This is a genomic window from Nocardia sp. NBC_01327 (assembly GCF_035958815.1).
Classification (GTDB): Bacteria; Actinomycetota; Actinomycetes; order Mycobacteriales; family Mycobacteriaceae; genus Nocardia.
This window is the reverse complement of sequence record NZ_CP108383.1, coordinates 7,889,380-7,915,219: the sequence shown is the minus strand read 5'-3', so window position 1 is coordinate 7,915,219 and position 25,840 is coordinate 7,889,380. Positions and strand designations below refer to the sequence as shown.

Below are 25,840 nucleotides of genomic sequence, written 5' to 3'. Positions count from 1 at the left end.
GCAGGATCGCGGACCGCGCGACTCTATATGCTCGCTGCTGATCGAACCGAACGACCTGCACGACTCCGGACGGGAGCTGAGGTGCCTGGATCTTTCTCGGAATCGAGGGTGGGACGCTGGTTCGCGCCCGGCCGGGTCAATCTGATCGGTGAGCACACCGATTACAACGACGGTTTCGTGCTGCCGCTGGCCCTGCCGCTCGGTACCACCTGCACCGCCGCGGTGCGCCCGGCCGGCACGGTGCGGCTGCGATCGCTGCAGGCTCCCCTCGACGAAGTAGCCGTCACCATGGCCGATCTGGGTGCCACCGGATGGTCGGAACTGCCCACCTGGGCGCACTATCCCCTCGGCGTGATCCGGGAATTCGAACGCCGCGGGCACGAGGTGGGCGGTGTCGAGCTCGAACTGGACAGCACCGTTCCGATCGGCGCGGGCCTGTCCTCCTCGGCGGCGCTGTCGTGTTCGGTGGCCATCGCACTGCGTGATCTGTTCGCGCCCGGCGTTCCCGCCGCCGAGATCATCGATATCGCGCGTACCGCGGAGAACGTCTACGTCGGCGTGCCGACCGGTGTGCTGGACCAGTCCGCGTCCATGCTCTGCACGGCGGGGCATGTGCTCTTCCTGGATGTGCGTTCCCGCGAGTATCAGCAGATCCCCTTCGACCTGGACCGTTTCGATCTGCAGCTGCTGGTGTTCGACACCGGCAGTCCGCATCATCTGATGGACGGCGAGTACGCGCTGCGCCGTACCGAATGTGCCGCGGCCGCTGCGGAACTGGGTGTGCCATTCCTGCGCGATATCACCCGGATCGCCGATATCAAGCGCCTCACCGATCCGGTGCTGCGCCGGCGCGCGCGACACGTGATCACCGAAAACGCCCGGGTGCTGCGGGTTGCCGAAGAATTGCGCGGCGGCGCCGATCCGCGTGCGATCGGTCCGGTGCTGAGCGCCGGACACGCTTCCCTCCGTGACGATTTCGAGGTCTCGGCTCCGCAACTCGATACCGCGGTGGCCGCCGCGCTGGTGGCCGGCGCCTACGGGGCCCGCATGGTGGGCGGCGGCTTCGGCGGCAGTGTGATCGCGCTGGTCGATCGCGCCCGAGCCGCGTCCACCACCGCGGCGGTACGAGATGCGTTCGCCCGCAGGAGTTTTGATACCCCTCGCACCTTCGCGGTGACACCCGCGGCGGGCGCGCGACGTATTGAATAGCGCAATTCCGGCATTGAATAGCGCAAATCCGACGTCGTAAAGCGCACGCTCGCCGCCGTCCGGGTTTAGCCTGTTACCGGAACGATCTACTCGCACACCAGGAACGAGCGAGCCATGGTGAGTCTGTACGAGTTCGCCGGCGGCGAAGAGGCACTGCATGCACTGGAAGAGATCTTCTACGAGAAAGCTCTGGCAGATCCGATCCTGCGGGAGCTGTTTCCGGTGCGCCAGCCCACCCACGTCGATCATCTGACGTGGTTCACCGCCGAATCCTTCGGTGGCCCAGGGCGTTTCACGCGCGAGCTGGGTTTCGAATACATCATCAACGTGCACCGCGGACTGCACATCACCGATGAGCAGCGGCAGCGTTTTGTCGAGGTCTACCTCGATGCCCTGGATGTCGCAGAGCTCCCGCAGGACGAGAAATTCCGCGAAGCCGTCCGTCAGCACGTCGAGTTCGGCTCGCACGTCGCGCAGCAGAACTCGCAAGCGGAAACCGATGAGCAACTTCATCCGCTGCGCGAAGTACCACACTGGACCTGGTGATTCTCGGACACGTATCACAATTCAACCGCGCCTACTGGTCATGAGCGAACGCCCGGCTAGTATTGCGCGCTATCAGTCGTGCCCGCGTCATCTCGTGATCTTCTCGACAGGAGAGCCGTATGCCGTTCGACGCCAGCCTGCCCGAGGCCACAGTGGCTTCAAGGCATCTCGCTGCCGTGGCATCGGGGCAACTGCGACTGGGTGCCGACCCGATCGACTATGCCCTGGTAGCACTGTATTTCGTCTTCGTGCTGGGTATCGGGTTGCTGGCCCGGCGGCGCGTCTCCACCAGCCTGGATTTCTTCCTGTCCGGACGCTCGCTACCGGCGTGGGTGACCGGGCTGGCCTTCATCTCCGCGAATCTGGGCGCGGTCGAGATCATGGGCATGTCCGCCAATGGCGCCGAATACGGCATGCCGACCATGCACTACTTCTGGATCGGCGCGGTTCCGGCCATGCTCTTCCTGGGCATTGTGATGATGCCGTTCTACTACGGCTCCAAGGTGCGCAGCGTCCCGGAGTTCATGCTGCGGCGTTTCGGCCCCGGCGCGCACCTGGTCAATGCGCTGAGTTTCGCTGTGGCGCAGGTGCTGATCGCCGGGGTGAACCTCTACCTGCTCGGTTCCATTGTGAATGTGCTGCTGGGCTGGCCGCTGTGGATATCGGTGCTGGCGGCGGCGGCCATCGTGCTCTCGTACATCACCCTGGGCGGATTGTCGGCCGCCATCTACAACGAGGTGCTGCAGTTCTTCGTCATTGTGGCGGCGCTGCTGCCGCTGACCATCGTGGGCCTGCACAAGGTCGGCGGCTGGGACGGGTTGCGCGACAAGGTGACCGCGGGTCCGGGCGGCGCGCAGCAGCTGCACGCGTGGCCGGGCAATGAACTCACCGGCTTCGGCAACAATATCGCCTCGGTGATCGGCATCGTGTTCGGACTCGGGTTCGTGCTCTCCTTCGGCTACTGGACCACCAATTTCGTCGAGGTGCAGCGCGCGCTGGCCACGCATTCCATCTCCGCCGCGCAGCGCACCCCGATCATCGGCGCGTATCCGAAGATGTTCATCCCATTCATCGTGGTGATCCCGGGCATGATCAGCGCGGTCCTGGTGCCCCAGATGACCGAGCTCAAAACGAATCCGGACTACAAGGGTGATGCCACCTACAACCAGGCGCTGCTCTACCTCATGAAGGATGTGCTGCCCAACGGCCTGCTCGGCGTGGGGCTGGCCGGCCTGCTGGCGGCGTTCATGGCGGGTATGGCCGCCAATGTCTCGGCGTTCAATACCGTCTTCAGCTACGACCTGTGGCAGCGGTACGTGAAGCGCGATCGCCCGGACCGCTACTACCTCACGGTGGGGCGGCTGGCGACGGTCGGCGCGACCCTGGGCGCGGTCGGAACCGCCTTCATCGCAGGCAATTTCTCCAACATGATGGATTACCTGCAGACGCTGTTCAGCTTCTTCAACGCGCCGCTCTTCGCGACCTTCATTCTCGGAATGTTCTGGAAGCGCATGACGCCCGCCGCGGGCTGGATCGGCCTGGTGACCGGTACCACCGCCGCGATCGTGGTCTTCGTGATGAGCAAGGCGCACGTGTTCGAACTGTCCGGCCAGGGCGTGAGTTTTGTCGCCGCGGCCGTGGCGTTTGTACTGGATGTTGTTGTGAGCGTCGCGGTTACGCAGGTATCGCAGCCCAAACCGGCCGCCGAGCTGGTCGGCCTGGTCTACTCCGAAACTCCCAAGGCCATGCGCACCGACGCGGACGCCGACTCCCTGCCCTGGTATCAGCGCCCCGGCCTGCTGGCCGGTATCGCGCTGGTCCTTGTCATTCTCCTCAATGTGTTCGTCGGATAGGAAGGCGTCAAATGCTTTTCGATATTCGCACCATCGTCGGCGGCCTGCTCGCCTGCTACGGGGTGATCCTCATAGTGGTCGGCTTGGCCTATTCCACCGATTTCCAGCGCGCGAAAACCGGTGGGATAGACGTGAACCTGTGGGCCGGAGTCGGCATGACCGTCGTCGGCATCCTGTTCTTCGCCTGGGTCCGGCTGCGCCCGGTCGTGGAGTTGACCGCAGTCGACGACGACGATGAGTAGTCCGGCTGCTGCCGAGTAGTCCTGCCGGGTGTCCCTGTGCCCTACCGCAGGGTGATGCGGGCTGAGAATCGCGCCGATACTTTTCGGGTATGCGTGTAGTGCACAGTGTGCTCGTCGGCCTGCTGCTCGCTCTGGTGGCGGCGACCGGAAGTGCGAATGCCCAACCGGTACAACAGGATATGACCGAGTCCGAGGTGGCCTTCGACAGCCACGGCGTGACCTTGCGCGGTACGGTTTTCACGCCCGCGAGTGCGGGCAGGCACCCCGCCGTCGTCCTCATCCACGGCTCGGGTCCCGGACCGCGCGCCGAATATCTGCCCGAGGCACAGGCTTTCGCCCGCGCGGGTGTCACCACCCTGGTCTTCGACAAGCGAACGATCGGCTATTCCACCACCCATCGGGACTTTTCACTGCTCGCCGACGACGCGCTCGCCGGGGTGGCGCTGCTGCGCGCCCGCACGGATGTGGATCCGGCGGCGGTCGGACTGTGGGGCTTCAGCGAGGGCGGCTGGGTCGCACCGCTGGTCGCCGCGCGCTCGCCCGAGATCGCCTTTGTGGTGACCATCGGCGGCTCCGGCCGCACCCCCTTGCGGACACAGACCTGGTCGCTGCGAAATCGACTGGCGCACCAGGGGATTGCCGGATCCCTGCCCGCCGCGGTCGCCGGTCCCGGAGCCCAGTTCATCGACGGCACCGGCTTGTTCCCGGAGGCGGACTTCGATCCGGTACCGGTGCTGGCGCAGGTCCGCGTGCCGGTACTCGCACTCTGGGGCGAGCATGATGTGAAGGTGCCCGCCGCCGAGAGCGCCGAGATCTTCCAGCGCGAACTGGCGCGAGCCGGAAACCAGTCTGTCACTACCCGTTTCGTGCCGGGGGCAGGCCACAACGGCCATCGCACCACCGACGGATTCGACAGCGTCGGCGGCGCCGTATTCGAGGGCAAGCCGCTGGGCGACCTCGGCCCCGGCTACGCCGACGTGATCACCGACTGGATCCACGCCGTCGCCGCCGGCCACCCACCGGCCTCGAGCGCCGCCCCCGCCCGGCCGGAGGCATTCCTCAGCCACGCCTCCGAAGGCCGCCCCGCCTACGAATACGCCGCCCTTGCGGTCCTACTACTCGGCTTCATCACCTACCCGCTCTCCGCCGCTTTCCGAATGCTGCTGCGGCGCAGCCCGACTCAACGCCCGACCGCCGTGCGATGGGCGGCCCGCTCGGTATCGGTGCTCGGACTGACAACAGTGCTCGCCGGCGTGGCATGCGTGGAATGGGTCCTGGCCACCGGCGCCCAGCGCGCTCCCTCGATCATCCTCCTCGGCCAACCCCTACCCTGGCTGGTCGTCCACATACTCGCGGCCACAGTCCTTTCGGCAGCCGCCGCCCTCGCCCTGACGTGGTGGCGAGATCGCCATCGCCTCGACGCCATATCCCGCGCTCAGTTCGCCGTTCTCCTGCTCACCGCCTGCGCCTTCCTGCCCTGGGCGCTGCACTGGCAACTGCTGAGGTAATCGGCTGCCGGGCGTTATGCGGTAACCAGCCGATCAGCCCATTCGGGCGGCAGTGCCTCGCAGGAGATTTCGGCGATTTCGCGCAAACGCGCCGCGGGAGTTCCCAAGCGGCTCAATTGAATCAGGCCCTGCGCGACCACCACAATGTGCGCGCTGAGTGCGGACAGTGCCGCTTCGTCGACCCCTCCTTCGGCTTGCATGGCCGGGCGCAGCCGCTCCGCGACGCCGTGTTCCATGGCCGTGGTCGAGCGTGTGCCGATGGTGGCGACCTCCGGAACCCGGGTGCCGAACAGGGCGATGCTATTGATCATGAGGCAGCCGCGCCGGTCCGGATATGAGGCGCAATCGTCCACGACGGCCTGGAAAAGTGTGCGCACCGCCGCGCGTGCGGTGCCGGGTGCGGCGACGATGACATCGCGCACGAACCGGGCCCGGCGGTCGCAGTAGCGTTCGAAGGCGGCCAGGAACAGGCCGCGCTTGCTGCCGTAGGCGGCGTAGATACTGCCGTTGCCGACACCGGCGGCGAGTGAGACATCCTCCACAGAGGTGTCGTCGAAACCCTTCGACCAGAACAGCTCTGTCGCGGCGTCGAGCAGGTCCGATTCATTGAATTGCCGCGGACGTGCCATGGGCTCACCGTACCAATTGGACTGATCGGTCTCGCGCTGGAGGCTTGTTTTGGAGGCGTGACTCCATAATGATGGTTGTCATGTCCTCCAATAACGTCGTTCCGATGCGTCGCAGAGTCGGCATTCTCATTTTCGATGGCGTCAAAATGCTCGACTTCACAGGTCCGGCGGAGGTATTCGTCGAGGCCAATCAGGCGGTCGACGGCTATGAGGTGGTACTGGTCTCGCCCGACGGCGCCGATGTGCAGACCTCGATCGGCGCCCGGATCCAGGTCAGCGGCGCGGCCGCCGACTCCGGATTCTTCGACACCGTGCTGATTCCGGGCAGTGAACTGCACCCGGCGAAGTTCGCGACCCCCGAGGTGCTGGCCGCGGCCCGGTATCTGTCGTGGAACACCCGGCGACTGGCGTCCATTTGCAGCGGCGCCTTCGTACTGGCCGAACTCGGCCTGCTCGACGGCAGGAGGTCCACCACGCATTGGAAATTCACGAAGGATCTGGCGGACCGCTTCCCGAAGATCGCCGTCGATCCCGACGCGATCTATGTGCGCGACGGCAACCTGTACAGCTCGGCCGGAGTGGTGGCCGGTGTCGATCTCGCCCTCGCGCTGGTCGAGGAGGACCACGGCGCGGATGTCGCACGGCGAGTGGCGCAGTCGCTGGTGGTGTACATGCAGCGGGCTGGCGGGCAATCGCAGTTCTCGGCCTCGCTGAACGGGCCGACGGCGCGCAGTCCACTCGTACGCCGGGTCGTCGATCTGATCTGTGCGGATCCGGCTCTGCCGCATACGGTTCAGACCCTGGCGGCGCACGGTCAGGTGAGCATCCGGCACCTCACCCGCCTCTTCCGTGCCGAACTCGAGCGTTCACCCGCGGAGTACGTCGCCTACATTCGCTTCTGTCTGGCCCGCGATATGTTGCACGCCGGGCACGGTGTGACCGAGGCCGCCATGGCCGCCGGCTACGGCAGCAGCGAGGCGCTGCGCCGGGCTTTTGTTGCCCGCCTTGGTATCTCGCCGCGCAAGTACCAGCAGCGCTTTCGTTCTACCGGTTCCGCAGGTTTCGCGGACTCGACGGCCGAGGCCGCCGTGTCCTGATAGGAGGCTTTCGTGGCCGGTGAAGGGTGATCAACTCCATGCACGACACCCATGCCGCCAAAGCCGCTGTGGCCCAGGCGGTCGCGTTCGTGAACCGGTCGTGCTGGTCAGGTCAGCGCGACCAGTTCGTGCAGGGTTGTGCCGGTGCGGTGCTGTGGGCCGGTATCGGTGTGGATGGTCAGTTCGACTGTGGATTCGAAGCGGAAGTACGCCGGGTGGCCGAGGAGGCGGTGGATCAGGGGTTTGATCAGGCGGGTTCGCGCGATGGGGAAGTCGTCGATGAAATCGTGGGCGTGGATGACCTTCTCGACGGTCAGGCGTAGGTCCAGCTGACCGGGGACATGCAGTTCCAGCCATTGCGGAAACTCGCGCCCGGCGGTCGAATCGAAGAGTTTCGGGCCCTCGGTCAGGACGGTTTCGCCGGTCGAGAGAATGATGTCGGCGCCCTTGGCGAGCATCAGCGGGGCGATGTCGTGGGAGCCGTGCTGGGGCTGGGTCAGCACGCTCGCGAAGAGCAGGGAGTACTCCTCGACATACAGTCGCCCCCAATGCCAGCGCTCGATGACCTTCTTCATATCGCCGACGCCCCAATTGTGGTCGACATAGCCACGACCGGTGACCGTGAGCGTCGTGCCGTCGAGCTGGACGGTCCCGGTCACGTGGGCGCGGGGCGCGGCGACCACCCAGCCGAAACTGTCGGTCGCGCCGAAGCGGGTTTCGCCCTTTCCCGGCATCCAGCTGGGTGTCTCATTGTGGAAGTGCAGGTCGAACACCAGATCGCCCTCGGCGAGGTGCACATGGTGGACCGGCAGACCGGTGTCGGGAAATTCGGTGCGGGCGGTATTCGCGCCTATACGGACGTCGAAGGAGTCGGTGGAGAACGATGCCGCGGCTTTCGGATACCGCTTGCTCACCTGCCGCCGCGTGCCGTCGGGGTTGTAGACGATCATCTCGACCCACGGGCGCGCGCCGGGCAGATCCTCCGGCCGGCGTTTGGTGAGGAATCCGACCACGACGTGACCGCTGTCGAGGTGCGCGTCGAAGTACCAGTGCTCGAACGCGAGTTTGCTCGACGCGGGATGAAAACCGTTGTGGTGCGGTTCCACTGTGGTCAGGTGCCCGTCTCTGCGGCCGGGACCATTCCATACTTCGACGATATCGGTGGTCGTCATAGTGCTCTTCCAGTCCTCGGGTGTCAGCGTCGCAGTGCGCCGCTGGCGTCGAATTCGGCTTCACGGCCTTGCATTTGGGCTCGATACCAGTTCTCGCGATGACGGACCATGAGTTCTTCGTGGACGCGGGCGAACGGCGGGAATACGCGTCGAGCCACCTCCATCGCGGTGATCAGCGGGAACCGCGCGAGAGGGATGAGAATCCAGGGGAATGCGGGCGGCATGCGGTAGCGGCTGCGAGTGCGCGGCGCCATATACAGTGCGGCATAGACGGAGTTGATGCGGAAGTTGTACGCCTCGCGCATGCGGGTCAGTCCGCGGTGGCCGTCGCGGGGCGCGAAGGCCTGCGGATAGGACTCGATGAGCTCGGTGCCGTGCTGACCGGCGTCGTAGGACCGCGAGATGATTGTCATGGCCAGTACCCGCAGGGCATCGATCACCGATTCCGGATACCACCGCATCCGGACCCCGAGGAGATAGCCCAGGTACTTCTGAAAGTGCAGCAGCGCACGGATTTCCGAGGGCGTGGTCTGATATCCCAAGGCCCACAGTCCCAGTCCCGGAGTGACGCTGCCACCCAGCAGTGTGAGCATCTGATAGGTCTGGCTGATGGGCAGTCCCCAGGTGCCGGCATCCCATTCGGGATGTCCGGCGACTCGCGCGCGGATCGATACATGCATCACGCGGACCTTCAATGCGGTGGCGCGCCCGCTCGATCCCGGGGTGAACAGCGCCTCGGGGCGCGATACGTCGATCCAGAATCGGCAGGTCTCCAGGAAGCGGCGCAGCGCGCTGTCACCGGCATAACCACCGGCCAGGGAGAGCGGGGTCGCTATCGCGGCCTCGGTGTACATTTCCAGGGTTTCCGCGCCCGCGAAGCTGAAAAGCATGGTGCCCCACCGTCGCCAGATCGCCGCGCCCTGTTCGACGAGTTCGGGGCGAACCCACTCCGGGACGGTTTCGAACTCCGCGAACAGGGCCCCCATGGACTCCGGCGCCTCCGGAATCGAGTCGATCCCCTCCGTCAATGCCGCCTCGAGCAACTGCCGGCCCCGCTGTGCGCCGATCTCGCCGTGCATGACCTCCTCGACGAACCGCTCGGCGACCGGATCACCGGAAAAGAGGTCTTCGCACAAGGCCTGCGCCTGGCTGTCGGTCGGGAAAAGTTCACCGCCCGTGAGGGTTTTGACGAACCGCCGCGCCCGCCGGACATTCGGCGAGCGCAGCATTTCCCAGTATCGGAACGCGGTCGGAGTCCGCACCGGTGACCCGTCGTCACCACGCTCCCGCGACGATGCTTGCACTGACATGGTCGGCCCTCCTCGTCAGGTGGCCTCATCGCGCACCCACCCGGGCGAACGTACCAAAAAGTATGGAGAACGGTACCCGGAAGTATGTAAATCGATGGGGCGCGCTCGGTGGCTCGACGCGCGGCTTACCATCGCTGTGTGACGCTCACCGACGACCCCGGCAGCCGCGATCGGCAGCGGTCGAAGAAGGCGCAGAGCCAACGGGTCACCCGCGGGCGCGCACCACGACTGTCCTATGACGACTGGGTCGACGGCGCGCTGGCGATGCTCGCCCGTGAAGGTGTCGGCGCTCTCCGAATCCCGCGACTCTGTGAGGAACTCGGCGTCACCAAGGGCAGCTTCTACTGGCACTTCGACGATATCGACCAACTCCGCGAAGCTATGGCCGATCGCTGGAGCGCCGTACAGAGCGAGACCATCCGCGCCCTCGGCGCCGTCGATTCGATCCCCGTCGAAAGCCGAATCGAGAATATGACGGCCATCCTGGTCGACGCCCGAACCTGGGCCGTCGAAGCATCCGTCCGGGAATGGGCGCGCGCCGACCCCAAGGTCGCCGCCGCGGTCACCGCCCTCGAACGCCGAATCCTCGAGATCGTCAACAAAACCATGATCGACCTGGGCTTCGACGCCACCCAGGCCCGCATCCGCGCCGGCGCCATGGTCTACCTCGGCATCGGCCTGATCCACGGCCGCGACACCCTGCCGACCCCCACCCCCGCGGAAGCCAAAGCCGTCATCGAACTACTCACCAGACCCTGACGGCAATCCGCCGGGGCGGCCGGGCATTCCAATGCGTGGCGTTCCCGCCCGGGGTGACCGGGCGGGAACTTTGGATTGCCGGTGGCTACTTGGCGACGGCCGGGTTGAAGGGCTGGTTGATGGTGGTGAAGTACTGCACGGCAGCGAGAATCGTCACCGGGGCGGTGATGAGGAGCTGGCCGGCGAGGGTGCCGAGGAAGCCGACGACGCTCATGCCGACGATGCAGCCGACTGCTGCGCCGCCTAGGGCGCCGAACATGGCGGTGAGGACGCCGGCGACGGTGGCGAGGGTGAGGGCGCCGATCACGCAGCCGATGGCGGCGCCGCCCAGGCCCCCGACCAGGGTGCCCATGCTGGCGCCCTGGCTTGCGGTGCTGGTCATGCGGTTCCAGGCGGCCTGTTCACGTTCGTACTCGTTCTTCCAGGGGGCCTTGTCCTCGAAGGGGAGGGCGACCGGCTGGTAGACGGCGTGGGCGGGGTCGAACTGGGGGGTGAGCGTTGCGACGCGATCGTGGATCTCGGCGGCGATCGGGTAGACGAATTCGTCTACGCGGAAGTGCAATTCGGTGCCCGCGACGGTGGCGCCGTTCGCAGCCTTGATCTTGAATACGTCGTTCTCCACAACCAGGGAGCCGGCATCGGTCCGGATGACGGTGTTCGTCTCGGAAGTGGTTGCGGCGTAGTTGATCGCAGCGGCGTCGGCGGCGGGGGCCGCCTGCACAGTTCCGGCGGTGATGCCAAGCGCGCTTGACATGAAGACGACGGAAGCAGCGACCTTATTGATCTTCATCAGGGGGTGAATCCTTGTGTCAGTGCAGGTCAGGTTCTGCACGAGTGAGCCGATCCCGACCGCCGGGACCGGCAAGAGGGTGTGAAGAACTGGCGGCACGGCCGGAAGGCCGTGTCGCGCAGTGGAATTCGACTCTTTTAGGCGGCCGCGCGGCGGCGGGCTGCCAGCCCTGCCAGCGCATCCACGAACAGGAATCCGAGCAGCGGAATCCCGATCATGGGCGCGAACCAGCCCACTATCGCGGCTGCCACCGCGAATGGAACCAGGACGATCAGCGGCGTCTGCCGCAGCGCACCGCGGCGCGGGGCGCGGCCCAGTGCGACCTTGCCCGCCTCCTTGGTCGGACGCCGCCGCCACCACATGAGGTAGCCGCGCACCACCACGGTGAGCAGCCCGACCATGATCGCCAGCAGCAGAAGCTGATTGAGCAGGCCGAACATCAGACCCATATGGAACTGGATGCCCCAGTTGGTCAGCTTCGCCATGAGCGGCCAGTCCGAATACCGCAGCGTGTCGGTGACCACGCCCGTACTGCCGTTCACCGCAATCGAATCCGTGGTCAGCACGCCCGGGCGGCGCAACTCCTTCGCGACGAAGGCGGTGTCGTCCGCGGCCGGAATGCTGATCTCCAGCGGGCCTTCCAGACCATTGGCGCGAGCCACCGCGAAAACGGTGTCGACCAGCGCGGCCTTATTTCCCGTCGGTGCGGCGGCGGGCATGCCGCCACCCATGTGATCGGCGTGCTCGCCGCCCATGGGCATGGCCGGACCGATGGACCCGGGCAGCGTCGCGCTGACCGCGGGCGTCGTCCAGCTCATTTCCGAGCGCAGCTTGTCGACATGCTCACCCGCGTACTTGGACCAGGTCATACCGGTGACCGACAGCAGCAGGAGCACCGGCAGGATCCACATACCCACGACCGCATGCCAATTCAGAGTGCGGGCACGCGGCCGGGAGCGATCCGGCCGCACCAGCCAGCCCGCGGAACGGCGTTCCCGGCGGGCGCGCACCCGCCGGAACCACAGCACCAGACCGGCCAGCGCGATCAGCCACAACCACGATGCGGCGATCTCGCTGTAGTAGCGCCCGAAGTCCCCGAGATGCAGATCCCGGTGCAGCTCATCGATCCAGGTGCGGGTCGGCAGCGCCCCGGAACTGCCGTACACGACACTGTCGCCGAGCGGCTGCGCGGTGACCGGATCGATGAATACGGCGCGACGCTGCGAATCACCCAGCGTCGGATCGCTGAAGATGATTCGGGTGGTATCGCCGGCGCCCTGTGCCGGAGCGACCGCGATCAGCGGCAGATCCTGGCCCAGCGCGGCCGTACCCGCGGCGACCTGCTGCGACAGCGGTTTCGCCGGACCGGTCGAATCGGTGTGCAGCAGATGGCTGTCGGTGAACGTCTCCAGGGTGGGAGCCACCGCATAGAGCGCACCGGTCACCGCGGCAATGAGGATGAACGGTGCGACGAATACACCGGCATAGAAATGCAGCCGCAGCATCAATGCCTGAAAAGCATTGGCGGCACTGCGTTTAGTGGTCGACTCCTTTGTCGGGGGCGATTCCGAATTTTGGGCAGGATTAATAGGCGGTGCCGCGTCTGCGGCACCGCTCTCAGTGATAGTCACCGGCGGTCTTTCTGATGTTCGAGGAAAACCCGGGGTACGCCGAATACGGCGAACTCACACAGACGCGCATGTCCGTGCTGGGTAAGGGAAGAAATCAGACTCGAACGAGAGCGGGTGGACCGCGGGTCCGGAAGGCGTCGGCCGCGAGAATGCGCAGCACGACCCGATCGCGATGGGCGATCGGCAGCGCCGGTGGTCCGGAGAGCACCGGAAGCGTGATGAGAACGGGCGTGGCCCAGGCCAATACGGTGCCGGCGATGCGATACGCGGCCTCCGCGCCCAGGATGACCACGGCGGCCACACAGGCCGCGGTGAAGTGCGCGGCCAGCATGGCCGGACTCCACATCGACGCATGGTGGTGATGGTGCCCGGCGCTACCGGGCGAACCCCACATCATGCTGAAGTGCCCGAGCAGCTGACCGCCGATCAGGGCGACCACCAGCCCGAGCCAGGTGGTGCGCAGCGCGCCGATACCGGCGACCAGCGCACCCACCGCGGCGGAGGCGGCGACCAGCAGCGTCAGGGCGCTGGACTCCAGCGGCGCGGCTCCGGAAATCCAGCCGTGCGCCGCGACCGCGAACGCCCCGGAAAGCGAACCGGCCGATCCACCGCGCAATAACGCAGCGTCGCTGCGTATATGCGCCGTGGACCGGCCGGACTCGAAACTCACGTGCTGATAATAACCGAGAATGCGCCGCCGATTCTCCGGCCTCGCACTCGGGTAACGGTGCGGCGGAATTACTCGGCGGGAACAGCCATTTCGATGAGCGGCTTGCGCAGCAGCTTGCCCGTGGCATTGCGCGGCAGCTCATCGAGGAAGATGACCTCGCGCGGCACCTTGTAGCGCGCCAGGTTCTCCTTCACGTAGTCCTTGATCTCCTGCACATCCCGCTTGGAGTCCGGGCCCGGAACGACGATGGCGCGCAGGCGTTTTCCGAAGTCGCGGTCCTCGACGCCGACCACCGCGGCCTCCAGCACATCGTGCCGGTTGGAGAGCAGGTTCTCGACCTCCTGCGGGAAGACGTTCTCACCGCCGGAGATGATCATGTCGTCATCGCGGCCGTCGATGAACAGCAGTCCGTCGGTGTCGAAGTGGCCGACATCGCCACTGGACATCAGGCCGTCCACGTACTCCTTGGTGCGGCCGTCGGTGTACTGCTTGAACGAGTGGCTGTTCTCGATGAAGATCGTGCCGGTCACGTTCGGCGCGGTAATGCGCTTGCGGTTCTCGTCGTAGAGCGCGATGCGAATGCCGACCGGGGCCTTGCCCGCGGTGGTCGGCGCCTTGCGCAGCTCCGACGGGATGGCGACGGTCATGATCGCGCACTCGGTCGAGCCGTACACGTTGTAGAGGCTGTCACCGAAGTAGTCGAGGGTGCGGGTCACCACGTCCGGCGGAATGGCCGAACCGGCGGCGAAGATCACCCGCAGGGTCTCGGACGGCTTGTACTTGGCGAGCGTCTCCTCCGGCAGATCGAGAATGCGCTGCAGCATGGTGGGCACCACGGTCAGACCCTGCGCCCGGTACTTCACAATGTTCGCGAGGGTGGTCTCGGGATCGAAACGGCGCTGCTGGAACACAACTCGGTTGCCCAGCGCGATCGACAGCGTGAACTGGGACAGGCCGGTGGCGTGGAAGATCGGCGCGGCCATGACCACGGTGCTGTTGCGCGGCAACGGGATTCGATCCAGGAACTGCGCGGTGATGAAGGGGCTGACCTTATCGCGGGGCGCGCCCTTCGGGGTGCCGGTGGTACCGCTGGTCAGAATCACCATGCCGCCCGGCTTCTCCGGCGGGGTCAGGGATGCGGTGGACTGCCCGGCCGAGATCGACTCGATGGTCGGAATCGACGGATCGGCATCGTCCTTCTCGTCCACCCAGGTGAGGATGCGCGGGATCTCGGCCGGAATGGCGCTCATGAGGTCGAAGAACTCGCTGTCGTGCAGCACCGCCTTGACCTTCTCGCGCGCGGCCACATCGGTGAACTGCGGCTTGGCGAAACCGGTGTTCATCAGCACCGCGCGCACGCCGAGCTTGCCGGCGGCCACGAGGGAGAGCACCATGCCGCGGTGATCGCGGGCCAGTACGCCGATCACATCGCCGGGGCCCAGGCCCTGCGCCGCGAGACCGCGCGCGAAGGCGGAGGACTGCTGATCCAGCTGCTCGAAGGTCATCTCGCCGCGCTCATCGACAATGGCGGAGGACTTCGGATTGGTATTGGCCGCATGCACGACCGCGCCCGCGAACGGGCCGAACTTCAGCACATTGATCGCTGAGCGCACCGCTTGATCGGGTCGCAGCGGATTGAAAAGTCCCCCTCGCAACATGGCGTTGACGCTGAGCGCCGTATCACCAGCCTTGCGAAAAACCGTGCCTGCCGACGGAAGGGCTAATGACATGGGTACAACCTTCCGCGATCCCCTGCCGTGACGAGCGGCGATCGGACCGCAACCTCGAGATCCAGTGCAAACTCAACCCTACCAAGCAGTAACACGCGTGTGTGGCCGAGGTCTCTGGTACCGGCGGTATCGCATAAACCGCCCAGGTCGTGGTGGGGACAACACGATTGCCCTCGTGTCGCTGCGGACTGTCCGCACACCGGAAAGCCCCCGCTCCGCACAGGCGGAGCGGGGGCGAGAGGTGGGGTTTCGGGCGGAAGTCCGCCGTCCGGCGAGTGCGGTCAGGGGTTGGCCGGGGCTTCGTATTCCACGAGGACGCGGCGCAGGAGTTTGCCGGTGGCATTGCGGGGGAGGTCGTCGAGGAAGATGACGTCGCGGGGGACCTTGTAGCGGGCGAGGTTGTTCTTGACGTAGGCCTTGATCTCATCGGGATCGGGCTTCTCGCCGGGTTCGGGAACTACGAAGGCGCGCAGGCGTTTTCCGAACTCGACATCCGCGACGCCGACCACCGCCGCGTCGAAGATGTCGGGGCGCTCCAGCAGCAGGTTCTCGACCTCCTGCGGGAAGACGTTCTCACCGCCGGAGACGATCATGTCGTCATCGCGGCCGTCGACGAAAAGCAGTCCGCGATCATCGAAGTGGCCGACATCGCCGCTGGACATATAGCCGTCGATGATCTGCTTGTGCCGCCCGTCGGTGTAGCCCTTGAACGGCGAGCCGGAGCGGATGAAGATGCGGCCGGTGACGTTCTTGGCGCGGATCCGGGTGCCGTCGTCGTCGAAAAGCACCACCTCGCACGTGGTGGGGGAGCGGCCCGCGGTGCCGGGCGCGATGGCCAGATCCTCCGGCCGCGCCACCGTCGCGACCGCGCATTCGGTGGAGCCGTACAGGTTGTAGAGGACGGGCCCGAAGACCTCGGCGGTGCGCACGCTCAGCTCGGGTGAGAGCGCTGATCCCGCGACCACGATCGCCTTCAGTGAGGAGATCTCGTACTTCTCGCGAACGGCCGGATCCAGTTCCACCATGCGGTGCAGCATGGTCGGCACCGCCACCAGCATGTCGGCCTGATGGTCGGCGATCAGGCGCAGCGTCCGCTCGGCGTCGAAGCGCCGCGAGAGCACCACCTTGTTGCCCAGTCCGGTGCCCACCAGCCAGGTCGCGAGACCCGTGCTGTGGAAGATGGGCGAGACGATGACCATGGTTCCCTGGCTCGGGAAGTCGATGCGATCGACGACCTGCACGGTGGCCAGCGGAGAGGTCTTGTCGCGGGGTGCGCCCTTGGGCAGGCCGGTGGTTCCGCTGGTGAGAATGACAACGCCGCCCGGCTTCTTCGGCGTCGGCAGCGGCGCCTTGGCATTGGCGGCGATCAGCGCGTCGAGAGTTGTTGCGCCGTCCGGCAATTGCGTGCCCTCGTCCACCCAGCTGAGCACGCGGGGCAGCTCCGGGGGCAGGGCATCCAGCAGTCCGAGGAATTCGCTGTCGTGCAGTACGACCTTCACGTGCTCGCGCTCACACACCTGGGCGAACTGCGGTTTGGCGAAGCCGGTGTTCATCAGCGCCACGCGGGCGCCGAGCTTGCCGGCCGCCACCATGGACAGCAGCAGGCCGCGGTGATCGCGGGCGAGCAGGCCGATCACGGTGCCCGGGGTGACGCCCAGTCGCTGTAGTCCGCGGGCCACCGCATTGGAGGCCTCGTCGAGTTCCCGGTAGGTCATCTCACCGCGCTCATCGGCCAGCGCCGGGCGCTCGGGCCAGACCCGCGCGGCATGGCGGACGGCGGTGGCGGGCGGTCCGAACACCTGTGATTCGCGGGCGGTGCGCAGGGTCTCCATCGGTTTGCGAGGATCGGTAATACCTTTGTCCCGCAAGGATTTCAGAGCCCTGACGGCCTCGAGGGTGTGCGCTACACGCTGCTGCGCCGAATAGAGAACCGAGGCCATGCCAGCCACCTCCGAAAGAACGTGCGGCCCACCACCCGGAACTGGGGCGGGTAGGCGTCACGGTAGCAGCGGGGTGTGATGGCTGTTACACAAATTCGGTCAGAACGGTCAGTTGCCGGTTGTATGCAGTCTTTACATCCGGGTCATATGCCGTACATCCGGATCGATGAGGCTGCGGTGTCTGCATTTCCAACCGTGATGAGGTATCCCGTGTCGCTGCTCGCTGTTCTCCCCCAGTTGCTCCTGACTTTCACGCACCTGCTCAGCGGTAGCGCGTAATCAGAAGCTCTTCACCTTCCGGCCATGTGCCGTACACCCGGGTCGATGAGGCTGCGGTGTCCCACTTTCCAGCCTGATGAGGTATTCCCGTGGAGTTGCTCGCCGTCGTCGCCCAGATCTTCAGCACTTTCCTGTCCGCTCTCAGCGGTAGCGCTGCCTGAGCCGACCTGGACAGCAGCGGCCCGCCGATAACAATCGGCGGGCCGCTGTCGTTCAGTTCGCGGTGTCGATACCGGTGGTGAGACCGAGATGCGCGGTGGCATCCAGGTCCGCGGCGACTGCGGCGAGTTTGCCGCGAATCGCTGCCACCGCATCCGGGCCCAGTGCCAGTCGCAGCGGCGGATTCGCCTGACCGACAGTCGCTATGACCGCGGCGGCGGCCTTGGCGGGATCACCCTCCTGCTGCTGATCGGAGGCGGGCAGCCCGTCCCGCACCGCGCCGACCGTCTCGGCGTAGTCCGCGAGACCGGTGCTGATACGCAGTGCGGCCGGTTTGGCGAAGCCGGTGCGGAAGTTGCCGGGTTCGACGATCAGCACCTGGATTCCGAGCGGCGCCACCTCGGCGGCCAGGGCCTCACTGGCCAATTCCAGCGCACCCTTGGCGGCGCTGTACATGCCGACGCCGGGGAAGGACAGGAATCCGCCCATGCTGGTGACCTGGACGATCGCGCCGGCCCGGCGCTCGCGCAGCTGCGGCAGCACCAGCTGGGTCAGGCGCAGCGGGCCGTGGAACATGACCTCCATGGCATCGCGCAGGTCCGACTCGCTGACCTCCTCGATGGCGCCCACAATTCCGTACCCGGCATTGTTGACCAGCACATCGATCCGTCCGGCCTCCTTCACCGCGCGTTCGGCGGCGGTCGCATCGCGCACGTCCAGGGTGACAACCTGCACCCGATCGGGGTGCGCGGCAACAACTTCCGCCATGGACTCGGGCCGTCGCACGGCGGCGATCACCTCGTCACCGGCATCGAGCACCGCCTGCGTGAAGGCCGCGCCGAAACCACTGTTGGCTCCGGTGATCAGCCAGCGGCGCGGGGCGTTCTCTGCACTCATGGTCGAACCTTCTTCTGCTGTGCCCGGGCGGTGTGCCCGGGATATATCAAGAATGCCGGGCGGGCACGCGCCCCGGTATGGCCCAAAGGTGGAATATTGGAGAGGTGACAGAGGCACTGACGAATCCGCGCCGCAGCCCGCGTGCGCTGCCGCAGGGTGAAGCGCTGTCGGCGGAGGATCACCGGCGGTTGATCGGCGTCCTGGAATCGGTGGATCACGCGGCCGATCTGCCCGAGTTCCGGGAGCGGCTGCTGCACGCCCTGCAGAACTGGTTCGGTTTCGCCGGAGTCGCAGTGCTGCACGGTAATACGCTCACCGCGGCGATGTTCGAAGGCTGTGGCGTGCAGAGCGGATATACGCGGGAGTTCATGGCGGAGTACAACACGCGCTGGATGGACCGCGATCCGCTGCGCGGTCCGCGGGCCGCCGAGATCATTCTGGCCCGGGGTGTGGCGCGCCTCGACGACATCGAACCCGATTCGCCGTTCGTCTCGGAGTTCTTGCGGCCCACGGGGATCAATGACAAGGCCGTGATGGTCGTGGACGGTGGTTCCGCCGGATTGCTGTTCGTCGGCATGGCGGTGGTCGACGCTCCCCGGGTTTCCGACCGCGACGTAGCCGTCCTGCAGGCGCTGCGCCGACATCTCGCGCCGCTGGTGATCGAGCAGCTCGAACGCGATCGCGACCGGCGTGCCGCACACGCGAATTGGCAACTGACACCGCGGGAATGGGAGGTCGCCGATCTCGCTGCACAGGGTCTCACCAATCGCCAGATCGCCGAGCGGCTCTTCATCGGGGTCGACACCGTCAAGAAGCATCTGACCCGGGTGCTGGCGGAAACCTCGTGCGCCAGCCGCACTCAGCTCGCGGTCCGGTTCGCCGCTGCCTGATCAGTATCTTTTGCCTGATCAGTTCTGCGGCACAGGCTGCTCGATCGCAGGTGTCGCCACGGGCATGCGGCGGGGCAGTAGCAGCGGGGTGGCCAGCATGAGCACTCCGGCGAGCAGGACGGTCTCGCGCGGGCCGATGACGGCCGAGAGCACCCCGCACAGGGCGGTCAGCGCTGCAATGGTCGCGCTGCTGGTGATCGACCACGCCGCGAGGGTGCGCGCCATCCTGTCGCTCTCTGTCTGTTCCATGCGGTAGGCCACGTACACCGGATTGAACACGCCCATGCAGGCGACCAGGCCGAACTGGATCGCCATGACGAGGACGAGTCCTGTTGTGCCGGAATGGACAAAGGCCAATCCGACGGACCAGCACGCACGCAGGGTGCCGCCGACCAGCAGCACCCGGCGCTGCCCGAAACGGGTGACGAACCGCCGCGCGAGCCGCGCGCCGAGCAGACCGCCGAGGCAGGGTGCGCCGAAGGCGAGTCCGTATTGGAACGGCGTGAAGCCGAGCTGCCCGAGCATGAGCACGGCCATGAGCGGTGCGGTCGCCATGATCAGGCCGCCGACCAGAATCGAATTGAAGAAGAGCGGCCGCAGGGTGGGATGAGCCAGGATGTAGCGCCAGCCCTCGGCCAGATCGGTGAGGCGCAGCCGCGGCGCGGCGCCACCGGACGGATGCGCCTCGGAACCGCCGATCGCGCGAATGCCCAAGGCGGACAACACAAAACTGACCCCATTGGTCAGCACGGTCGTCATCGGCCCGAACACGCCGATCGCCAGTCCGCCCAGTGGCGGCGCCAGCATGGTGACGGTCCACGCCGTCGCCTCGAACCGGCTGCTGGCAATGAGCAGATCCTCCTGCGGCACCAGCGATTTCAGAAATGCGCCGGAAGCCGCCTTGAAGGCGATATCGGACGCCGCGACCGCAATCGCCACCACCAGCAACTGCGCGTAGGTCAACCAGCCGAGCGCGAAGGCCACCGGAATGCTCAGCACCGCCGCGAACCGCACCAGATCCATGGCGATCATCACCGGCCGCTTTCGCCGGAACTCCACCCACGGCCCCAGCGGTATCGCCACCACCGCACCCACCGCCAGCCCGGCGGCCGCCAGCACCGACACCTCGGTCGGCCCGGTATGCAGCACGATGATCGCGATCAACGAGAACGCGTCGAAGGCGAACCAGGTCCCCAGCGTGCTGACCGCATAAGCACCCCACAGCAATTCGAACTGCCGCCCCAGCGACCGTGTCCCCGCCATGCCCTACCTCTCGCCTGAACCTCGCATTAGACCTAGCGATCAAAGCGCGCCGGGAGGCTGGAATCAAACAACAGATCTGTGGCAGTGCACAACGACTAGTTGTATCGCTGATATCGATCGGAGTGTCGTCGGCGAGCCGGGCGTTGAGCAATTCGAGCATGTCGGCGAGTCCCGCTGTGACGTCGGTGCCGAAGTTGTTGTGCGCAGTTGGATCGCAGATGGCCCGGTGTCGCTGTGCCGCTGGGCGAGGATCTGTTCCGGTCGACTGATTGTGCCCGGCCGGCAGAGGTTGCCCCCTAGCGAGGTTCGGGGTCGTCGGCGGTGTGGTGCGGTGTCCTCGGCCAGGAGGGGAGCCATACCGTCCCGGGCAGCGGGGTCAGGCTCGCGCAGTGGTTGATGACCGCCCGGAGTCCCGGGTGTGGATTCGTGCTGAGGAAGATCAGTGAGAGCGGGTACGCGAGGGTCGGATTCACGATCGGAATACGCCGCAGGTCGTGGTTCGTCGGCCAGATGTAGCGGTCGCGCGCACCTACGAGGGTTGCCACGTCGTCGGATTCCGCGAGGATATCGAGCAGCACCTCGTTACCGAAGTGCGGGCCCGCGGCGTCGACCCGCAGGCCGAAGTCGGTGGTGAGCTGATCGTAGAACTCCGCCCATTCACTTCGCGGCGCGATGCCGGGCACCCAGATCCGGTGTTTGCGCAGCTGGGACGGTGTCAATGTGCGTGCGGCGGCGAGTGGATGCCTCGGTCCGACGAGGAGTTCCAGCGGGGAGTCGAACGCGTGGATCATGCGAACCTCGCGAGGCAGCGCGGCCGGATCGGTGATCGTGCGGAACGAGGCGTCGATATCGCCGGCCTGAATGGCGGCAACCACCGCGCGCGGGTCGTTGACCCGGAGGGTGACCACATCGAGATCGGTATCGGGATGTGACCGCCAATAGTCGTGCAGCACAACAGCCTGTGCGGAGCGCAGGCCGAGAACGTCGATCCGAAGCGCCCGCGAGCCCGGCTTGATCGCGGCGACGGCGCGATCGACCCCGGTGACGATGCTCCGGGCGTGCGGGAGGAAGGCTTGGCCGTCGAGTGTCAGCTCGACCCCGCGGGCGGTGCGGGTGAACAATCGGACCTCGAGTTCGCGTTCGAGGGTGGCGATCCGCTTGGACACGGCCTGCTGCGTCACGCCGAGTTCATCGGCCGCATGCCGCAGCTGCCCCAGCTCGGCCGCGCGAACGAACGATCGCACCGCTTCGGAATCCATCGGTCCACCATAGCCATGCACAACTGACCGTTGTGACACCTGCCATTACCCCGATCGAACAGCCTGTTTCTCAGCGGCGCAGGCCTTATCAGTCCTGCGCGGTCTGGAGAGGGGCTGTTCGATCCACTGAGGAGGGGTACTGGGGCGGGCGTTGGGGTTTCAGCGGGGGGTGATCTGTACGCGGTTGTCGTGGAAGACGGCGCCGCCGCCGAAGTCGGAATCGCGTTCGGGGATGGTGGCGTTGACGGTGGCGCCGCCGGAGAGTTTGGCCCAGCGGCCCTTGGGGGTGGCGGCTACGCCGGGGCGGACGCGGTCGGAGAGTTCGGCGATCGCTTCGAAGGAGCCGCGGGTGTTGGCGACGGTGACGGGGGTGCCGTCGGTGATGCCGCGGGTTGCGGCGTCGTCGGGGTGCAGGGTGATGGTGGGATCTCCTGCGCGGCGGAGCAATTCGGGGTTGTTGGCGAACGTGGTGTTGAGGAAGTAGTGGGAGGCGGCGGAGATGAGGACCAGGCCGTCGCCGGGGTCGGCGGGTGCGGTGTAGGCGGGGAGTGGGTCGTGGCCTGCCATTTCGGCTCGGGGGGAGACGAATTGCAGTTTGCCGGCGGGGACGGGGCGGGGGGCGACCTTCAGGAATCCGTCGGCGCGCAGGCGGTCGAGGTCGTGGCCCTTCAGCAGCTGGCGCGCCAGTTCCTCATCGGAGTCGTAGAGTGCGGGCTCGGTCAGGCCCATCTGCTGCGCGAGGCGGCGGAAAGTCTCTGTGGTGGAGAGGCATTCGCCCGGCGGCGGCACCGCCGGTTCGTTCCAGACCAGGTAGAGGTTGCCGTAGGCGGCGAGCACATCGAGGTGTTCGGGCTGCATGGTGGCGGGCAGGACGATATCCGCGTAGTCGACGGTATCGGTCGGGAAGTGTTCCAGGACAACGGTGAACAGGTCCTCACGTTCCAGCCCGCGAATCACCTTGCGCTGCTCCGGATTGGACCCGACCGGATTGGCGGCGATCACGAAAAGGGCTTTGACGGGCGGGTCGTCGACCTCCAGCAGGGCCTCGCCGAGCCGGGTCATCGACAGGGTGCGCACCGGATTCGGCAGCAGGTCGAATCGCATCAGCTCGGGCAGGTTCAGATCGAAATGCCCGCTCGTCGAATAGTGCAGTCCGCCACCGGGAATCGCCCAGTCGCCGGTGATGCCGGGCAGGCAGGCCAGGGCGCGCAGGGCCATACCGCCGCCCGCGTGCCGCTGCATGCCCTGCGAGGCGCGGATGGCGGTGGGCCGGGTGCGGGCGATGCGCTCGCCCAGCGCCATGATGCGCTCCACCGGCAAGCCGGTGATCCCGGCGACCCGCTCCGGCGTGAATTCCGCTATGCGATCACGGAATTCGTCCCAGCCCTCGGTGTGCTCGGCAATGAACTCGTCATCCTGTGCACCCATCGACACGATAATGTGCATGAGTCCGAGCGCCAGCGCCGCATCGGTCCCGGGCAGGGGCGCGAGATGCTCATCGCACCGCTCGGCGGTACGCGTCCGCACCGGATCGATGGCGACGGTGTACGCATCACTGTCCTGAATGAACTTCCACCCGTGATGACCCGAGGTCAGCGGATTCGTTCCCCACAGCAGAATCAGTTTCGACTTGGTGAAGTCCTCCGGATCCATCCCGCCCGAGGTACCCAGCGTGTACTTCAGCCCCACGGTGCCCGATATCGAGCAGATCGTCGGATCGTGCAGCGACGCCCCGAGCGCATTGAAGAACCGCCGCCCGGAGAACCCCTCCAGCCCCTGGATATACCCCAGACTCCCGGTCCCGTGGAACGGCCAGATCGCCTCGCCGCCGAACTTCTCGGTGATCCAGGTCAGCCGCGCGGCGATCTCCGTGAGCGCCTCGTCCCAGCTGATCCGCTCGAACCGCCCCTCGCCCTTCTTACCGACCCGCCGCATCGGATGCATGATCCGCTCATCGGATTTCAGCTGCTCGAGGTACCGATTCACCTTCACGCACAGCGCCCCGCGCGTAATCGGATGCGCCTTGTTCCCCCGCAGCCCCACCGCGACGCCGTCCTCGACGTCCACCACCCAGGAGCAACCGTCCGGGCAATCCAGCGGGCACGCACCGAGCACCTTCATACCTTGATCGTAAGCCGCGACCCGGCCCCGCAGCAGCGCCGAGCTGCGCATGGTGGCAGGGCCCACTGGCTGTGCGCTGCCGCCTCGCTGTGCGCGGCCGCCGGATGCCGTCGGCGAACTCTCGAATCAACCGCGCGGGCTCTCGGGTCAACCGCGCAGGCTGCCCAAGTGCGCCGGGCCTCTCGGGTCAGTCGCGGAGACCGCCCGAGAGATCCGGCCTCTCGGATCAGCCGAGCAGGCCGCCGAGCAGGCCGGGGCTCTGGCCGGCTTCCTGGCCGCCGCCGCTGCCGCCGATGAAGCCGCCGGGTGGCTGCTCCGAGGGCTGCACGATGACGAAGCCGCGGCCGGAGAAGGAGAGGGTCAGGCCCTCGCCGGTGCTGCGGCCGATGAGGCGGCTGAAGCCGAAGGAGTCATTGCGTTTGATGCCGGTCTGCAGGCTGGAGGACCAGGCCACGGCGGCCTGCGGGTCGGCGTAGGTGGGCTGGTCCACATTCAGTACGACGGGGGAGCCGTGCGTGGTGATGGCAATGCGGCCGCGGCCGGTGAAGACGCAGTTGAAGAGTCCGGCATTGCTGGCGAAACCGGCTGCGCCCTGGACCATTTTGATGTTGTAGGTCAGCGACGGGTCGAAGGCGAGCACATTCGCGCCATTGATGGTGAGACCGTCGGTGCCGTCCAGATCGACGGTGTGCACATCGGCCGCGCCATTGGCCAGGAACAGATCTCCGCGCCCGGTGACCTTCATCAGCGGCACGCCCTCACCGGTGAGGCGCTGCTGGATGGCCCGCCCGATACCGCCCGAACCGAGCGCCTTGAACTGCAGATCACCCTGGTAGGCGACCATCGACCCGGCCCGCGCCAGCACCTCGCCATTGACGGCGACCTTGATCATCTTGCCGCCCTGCTTCTGAATCCCGACGCCATTGACCTCGGCATGAACAGGATCGAACAGTTCGCTCTGCATGGGCTGGACTCCTTGCGGGAATGCGGGGGCGGCCGGCGCGGCGTACGCGGGCGGCGAATACGACGGGGGCTGCGAATACTGCTGCTGCGCTGCGGGATTGACCTGTCCGGGCGCTCCGGGCGGCGGCGCGAATTGGCCGGGCGGCGGGACGGACCCCGGCGGCGGGGCGTACTGCCCAGGGGGAGGGGCATATTGGCCCGGCTGCATGGGTTGCGGCGGAACTTGGCCTGGAGATGGTGCGTACTGCCCGGGAGGCGGCGCGTATTGCCCGGGCTGCGGTGGAGCTTGGCCGGGCGGCGGCGCGTATTGGCCTGGTGCGGCGGCCTGCCCAGGCGGCGGCGCGAACGCCGGAGCCGAATTCGGGGCGAGCGGTGGCGGCACGCTTGCGGCCGGTTCCTCGGGTTCGTCGTCGATATTCACGCCGAACGCGGAGGCGATTCCGGCCAGCCCGTCGTCGTAGCCCTGGCCGACGGCGCGGACCTTCCAGCCGTCGCCGCGCCGGTAGATCTCCACGCACACCACGGCGGTCTCGGTGCTCAACCCGCTCATGGGGAAAGTCAGTGCGCCCGAATCGGATCCGATGGTCGCCGTCAGCGTGCCGACACCGGCGAAGGTGGGCGGACCGCTGCCGTCCAGGCTCGCGGTCACGACCACCTTGTCCACATCGCGGGGCAGCGCGCCGGTCTGGACATCCACCACATCGCCCGCGCCGCGCCCGTGCACATAGGTGACTCCGGGCGCGACGGGCTGATTGAAGAAGACGAAGTCGGCATCCGAGCGCACGCGCCCGTCGGCCCCCAGCAGCAGCGCCGAGACATCCACCGACGCCGAGCTGGTGACCGTCACCGTCAATCGTTGCGCGGGCGCCGGCCGATTCTCGCCCCGGGCAAGCGTACTCACGACAGCCCGCCCCCCACTGACA

At 66.6% G+C, this 25,840-nt stretch carries 21 protein-coding genes; 8 read left to right on the top strand and 13 right to left on the bottom strand.

Going from position 1 to position 25,840, the window contains the following annotated elements:
* Positions 1-27: 27 nt before the first annotated feature.
* From galK to OG326_RS36610, 5 genes are all read left to right on the top strand, one after another.
* Positions 28-1,209 carry a galactokinase gene (gene galK, locus OG326_RS36630; protein ID WP_442791081.1) on the top strand — a complete coding sequence of 394 codons (1,182 nt, stop codon included), beginning with the start codon at positions 28-30 and terminating at the stop codon, positions 1,207-1,209.
* 114 nt (positions 1,210-1,323) lie between these two features.
* Complete coding sequence (locus tag OG326_RS36625) at positions 1,324-1,755, top strand: group II truncated hemoglobin (RefSeq protein WP_327141699.1); 432 nt, start codon at positions 1,324-1,326, stop codon at positions 1,753-1,755.
* A 119-nt stretch (positions 1,756-1,874) separates the two neighbouring features.
* Positions 1,875-3,608: a sodium:solute symporter family protein gene (locus OG326_RS36620; protein WP_327141698.1), complete on the top strand. Its 1,734-nt coding sequence runs from the start codon at positions 1,875-1,877 to the stop codon at positions 3,606-3,608.
* Positions 3,609-3,619: 11 nt separating this feature from the next.
* Positions 3,620-3,850 (top strand): hypothetical protein, encoded by a 231-nt coding sequence (locus tag OG326_RS36615; RefSeq protein ID WP_327141697.1) that lies wholly within the window; start codon positions 3,620-3,622, stop codon positions 3,848-3,850.
* Positions 3,851-3,939: 89 nt separating this feature from the next.
* Positions 3,940-5,358 (top strand): alpha/beta hydrolase family protein, encoded by a 1,419-nt coding sequence (locus tag OG326_RS36610; protein ID WP_327141696.1) that lies wholly within the window; start codon positions 3,940-3,942, stop codon positions 5,356-5,358.
* A 14-nt stretch (positions 5,359-5,372) separates the two neighbouring features.
* Here the strand turns inward: OG326_RS36610 and OG326_RS36605 are convergent, their stop codons facing one another.
* On the bottom strand, positions 5,373-5,987 hold the full coding sequence (locus OG326_RS36605; RefSeq protein ID WP_327141695.1) for a TetR/AcrR family transcriptional regulator: 615 nt from the start codon (positions 5,985-5,987) through the stop codon (positions 5,373-5,375).
* 104 nt (positions 5,988-6,091) lie between these two features.
* Here OG326_RS36605 and OG326_RS36600 point away from each other — a divergent pair, with 104 nt between their 5' ends.
* Positions 6,092-7,084, top strand: a complete 993-nt coding sequence (locus OG326_RS36600; RefSeq protein ID WP_327141694.1) for a GlxA family transcriptional regulator — start codon at positions 6,092-6,094, stop codon at positions 7,082-7,084.
* A gap of 107 nt (positions 7,085-7,191) precedes the next feature.
* On the opposite strand, the gene OG326_RS36595 is transcribed toward OG326_RS36600, so the two are convergent.
* Together OG326_RS36595 and OG326_RS36590 are read right to left on the bottom strand one after the other, a co-directional pair.
* Positions 7,192-8,256 carry a lipocalin-like domain-containing protein gene (locus tag OG326_RS36595; RefSeq protein ID WP_327141693.1) on the bottom strand — a complete coding sequence of 355 codons (1,065 nt, stop codon included), beginning with the start codon at positions 8,254-8,256 and terminating at the stop codon, positions 7,192-7,194.
* Between the two features lie 23 nt (positions 8,257-8,279).
* Positions 8,280-9,566 (bottom strand): oxygenase MpaB family protein, encoded by a 1,287-nt coding sequence (locus OG326_RS36590; RefSeq protein WP_327141692.1) that lies wholly within the window; start codon positions 9,564-9,566, stop codon positions 8,280-8,282.
* A 138-nt stretch (positions 9,567-9,704) separates the two neighbouring features.
* On the opposite strand from OG326_RS36590, the gene OG326_RS36585 reads away from it, so the two are divergent.
* Complete coding sequence (locus OG326_RS36585; protein WP_327141691.1) at positions 9,705-10,325, top strand: TetR/AcrR family transcriptional regulator; 621 nt, start codon at positions 9,705-9,707, stop codon at positions 10,323-10,325.
* 85 nt (positions 10,326-10,410) lie between these two features.
* Here the strand turns inward: OG326_RS36585 and OG326_RS36580 are convergent, their stop codons facing one another.
* The 6 genes from OG326_RS36580 to OG326_RS36555 all read right to left on the bottom strand — a co-directional run bounded on the left by OG326_RS36580 (position 10,411) and on the right by OG326_RS36555 (position 18,421).
* Positions 10,411-11,115, bottom strand: a complete 705-nt coding sequence (locus tag OG326_RS36580; RefSeq protein WP_327141690.1) for a hypothetical protein — start codon at positions 11,113-11,115, stop codon at positions 10,411-10,413.
* Positions 11,116-11,252: 137 nt separating this feature from the next.
* Positions 11,253-12,620 carry a PepSY-associated TM helix domain-containing protein gene (locus OG326_RS36575; protein WP_327141689.1) on the bottom strand — a complete coding sequence of 456 codons (1,368 nt, stop codon included), beginning with the start codon at positions 12,618-12,620 and terminating at the stop codon, positions 11,253-11,255.
* Between the two features lie 220 nt (positions 12,621-12,840).
* Positions 12,841-13,416, bottom strand: coding sequence for a hypothetical protein (locus tag OG326_RS36570; RefSeq protein ID WP_327141688.1), 576 nt, complete (start codon positions 13,414-13,416; stop codon positions 12,841-12,843).
* A 68-nt stretch (positions 13,417-13,484) separates the two neighbouring features.
* Positions 13,485-15,146 carry an acyl-CoA synthetase gene (locus tag OG326_RS36565; RefSeq protein ID WP_327141687.1) on the bottom strand — a complete coding sequence of 554 codons (1,662 nt, stop codon included), beginning with the start codon at positions 15,144-15,146 and terminating at the stop codon, positions 13,485-13,487.
* A 281-nt stretch (positions 15,147-15,427) separates the two neighbouring features.
* On the bottom strand, positions 15,428-17,086 hold the full coding sequence (locus OG326_RS36560) for an acyl-CoA synthetase (RefSeq protein WP_327141686.1): 1,659 nt from the start codon (positions 17,084-17,086) through the stop codon (positions 15,428-15,430).
* Between the two features lie 492 nt (positions 17,087-17,578).
* On the bottom strand, positions 17,579-18,421 hold the full coding sequence (locus OG326_RS36555; RefSeq protein WP_327141685.1) for an SDR family NAD(P)-dependent oxidoreductase: 843 nt from the start codon (positions 18,419-18,421) through the stop codon (positions 17,579-17,581).
* Between the two features lie 104 nt (positions 18,422-18,525).
* Between OG326_RS36555 and OG326_RS36550 the strand changes: the two genes are divergently transcribed.
* Positions 18,526-19,311, top strand: a complete 786-nt coding sequence (locus OG326_RS36550) for a helix-turn-helix transcriptional regulator (RefSeq protein WP_327141684.1) — start codon at positions 18,526-18,528, stop codon at positions 19,309-19,311.
* Positions 19,312-19,329: 18 nt separating this feature from the next.
* On the opposite strand, the gene OG326_RS36545 is transcribed toward OG326_RS36550, so the two are convergent.
* The 4 genes from OG326_RS36545 to OG326_RS36530 all read right to left on the bottom strand — a co-directional run bounded on the left by OG326_RS36545 (position 19,330) and on the right by OG326_RS36530 (position 25,818).
* A complete protein-coding gene (locus OG326_RS36545) occupies positions 19,330-20,574 on the bottom strand; it encodes an MFS transporter (protein WP_327141683.1) in 1,245 nt (414 codons plus the stop codon).
* 296 nt (positions 20,575-20,870) lie between these two features.
* The gene (locus OG326_RS36540; RefSeq protein ID WP_327141682.1) at positions 20,871-21,833 is read right to left on the bottom strand and encodes a LysR family transcriptional regulator; all 963 of its coding nucleotides are present in this window, start codon (positions 21,831-21,833) and stop codon (positions 20,871-20,873) included.
* Between the two features lie 159 nt (positions 21,834-21,992).
* The gene (locus OG326_RS36535; protein WP_327141681.1) at positions 21,993-23,954 is read right to left on the bottom strand and encodes a molybdopterin-containing oxidoreductase family protein; all 1,962 of its coding nucleotides are present in this window, start codon (positions 23,952-23,954) and stop codon (positions 21,993-21,995) included.
* A 226-nt stretch (positions 23,955-24,180) separates the two neighbouring features.
* Positions 24,181-25,818, bottom strand: coding sequence for an AIM24 family protein (locus OG326_RS36530; protein ID WP_327141680.1), 1,638 nt, complete (start codon positions 25,816-25,818; stop codon positions 24,181-24,183).
* Positions 25,819-25,840: the final 22 nt, after the last annotated feature.

Bases quoted from the DNA above. Each gene is read 5' to 3' on its own strand.
- OG326_RS36560 (WP_327141686.1), bottom strand. From the start codon at position 17,086: ATGGCCTCGGTTCTCTATTCGGCGCAGCAGCGTGTAGCGCACACCCTC.
- galK (WP_442791081.1), top strand. From the start codon at position 28: ATGCTCGCTGCTGATCGAACCGAACGACCTGCACGACTCCGGACGGGA.
- OG326_RS36535 (WP_327141681.1), bottom strand. From the start codon at position 23,954: ATGAAGGTGCTCGGTGCGTGCCCGCTGGATTGCCCGGACGGTTGCTCC.
- OG326_RS36565 (WP_327141687.1), bottom strand. From the start codon at position 15,146: ATGTCATTAGCCCTTCCGTCGGCAGGCACGGTTTTTCGCAAGGCTGGT.
- OG326_RS36580 (WP_327141690.1), bottom strand. From the start codon at position 11,115: ATGAAGATCAATAAGGTCGCTGCTTCCGTCGTCTTCATGTCAAGCGCG.
- OG326_RS36625 (WP_327141699.1), top strand. From the start codon at position 1,324: ATGGTGAGTCTGTACGAGTTCGCCGGCGGCGAAGAGGCACTGCATGCA.
- OG326_RS36540 (WP_327141682.1), bottom strand. From the start codon at position 21,833: ATGGATTCCGAAGCGGTGCGATCGTTCGTTCGCGCGGCCGAGCTGGGG.
- OG326_RS36575 (WP_327141689.1), bottom strand. From the start codon at position 12,620: ATGCTGCGGCTGCATTTCTATGCCGGTGTATTCGTCGCACCGTTCATC.
- OG326_RS36545 (WP_327141683.1), bottom strand. From the start codon at position 20,574: ATGGCGGGGACACGGTCGCTGGGGCGGCAGTTCGAATTGCTGTGGGGT.
- OG326_RS36610 (WP_327141696.1), top strand. From the start codon at position 3,940: ATGCGTGTAGTGCACAGTGTGCTCGTCGGCCTGCTGCTCGCTCTGGTG.
- OG326_RS36615 (WP_327141697.1), top strand. From the start codon at position 3,620: ATGCTTTTCGATATTCGCACCATCGTCGGCGGCCTGCTCGCCTGCTAC.
- OG326_RS36600 (WP_327141694.1), top strand. From the start codon at position 6,092: ATGCGTCGCAGAGTCGGCATTCTCATTTTCGATGGCGTCAAAATGCTC.
- OG326_RS36555 (WP_327141685.1), bottom strand. From the start codon at position 18,421: ATGAGTGCAGAGAACGCCCCGCGCCGCTGGCTGATCACCGGAGCCAAC.
- OG326_RS36620 (WP_327141698.1), top strand. From the start codon at position 1,875: ATGCCGTTCGACGCCAGCCTGCCCGAGGCCACAGTGGCTTCAAGGCAT.
- OG326_RS36605 (WP_327141695.1), bottom strand. From the start codon at position 5,987: ATGGCACGTCCGCGGCAATTCAATGAATCGGACCTGCTCGACGCCGCG.
- OG326_RS36590 (WP_327141692.1), bottom strand. From the start codon at position 9,566: ATGTCAGTGCAAGCATCGTCGCGGGAGCGTGGTGACGACGGGTCACCG.
- OG326_RS36595 (WP_327141693.1), bottom strand. From the start codon at position 8,256: ATGACGACCACCGATATCGTCGAAGTATGGAATGGTCCCGGCCGCAGA.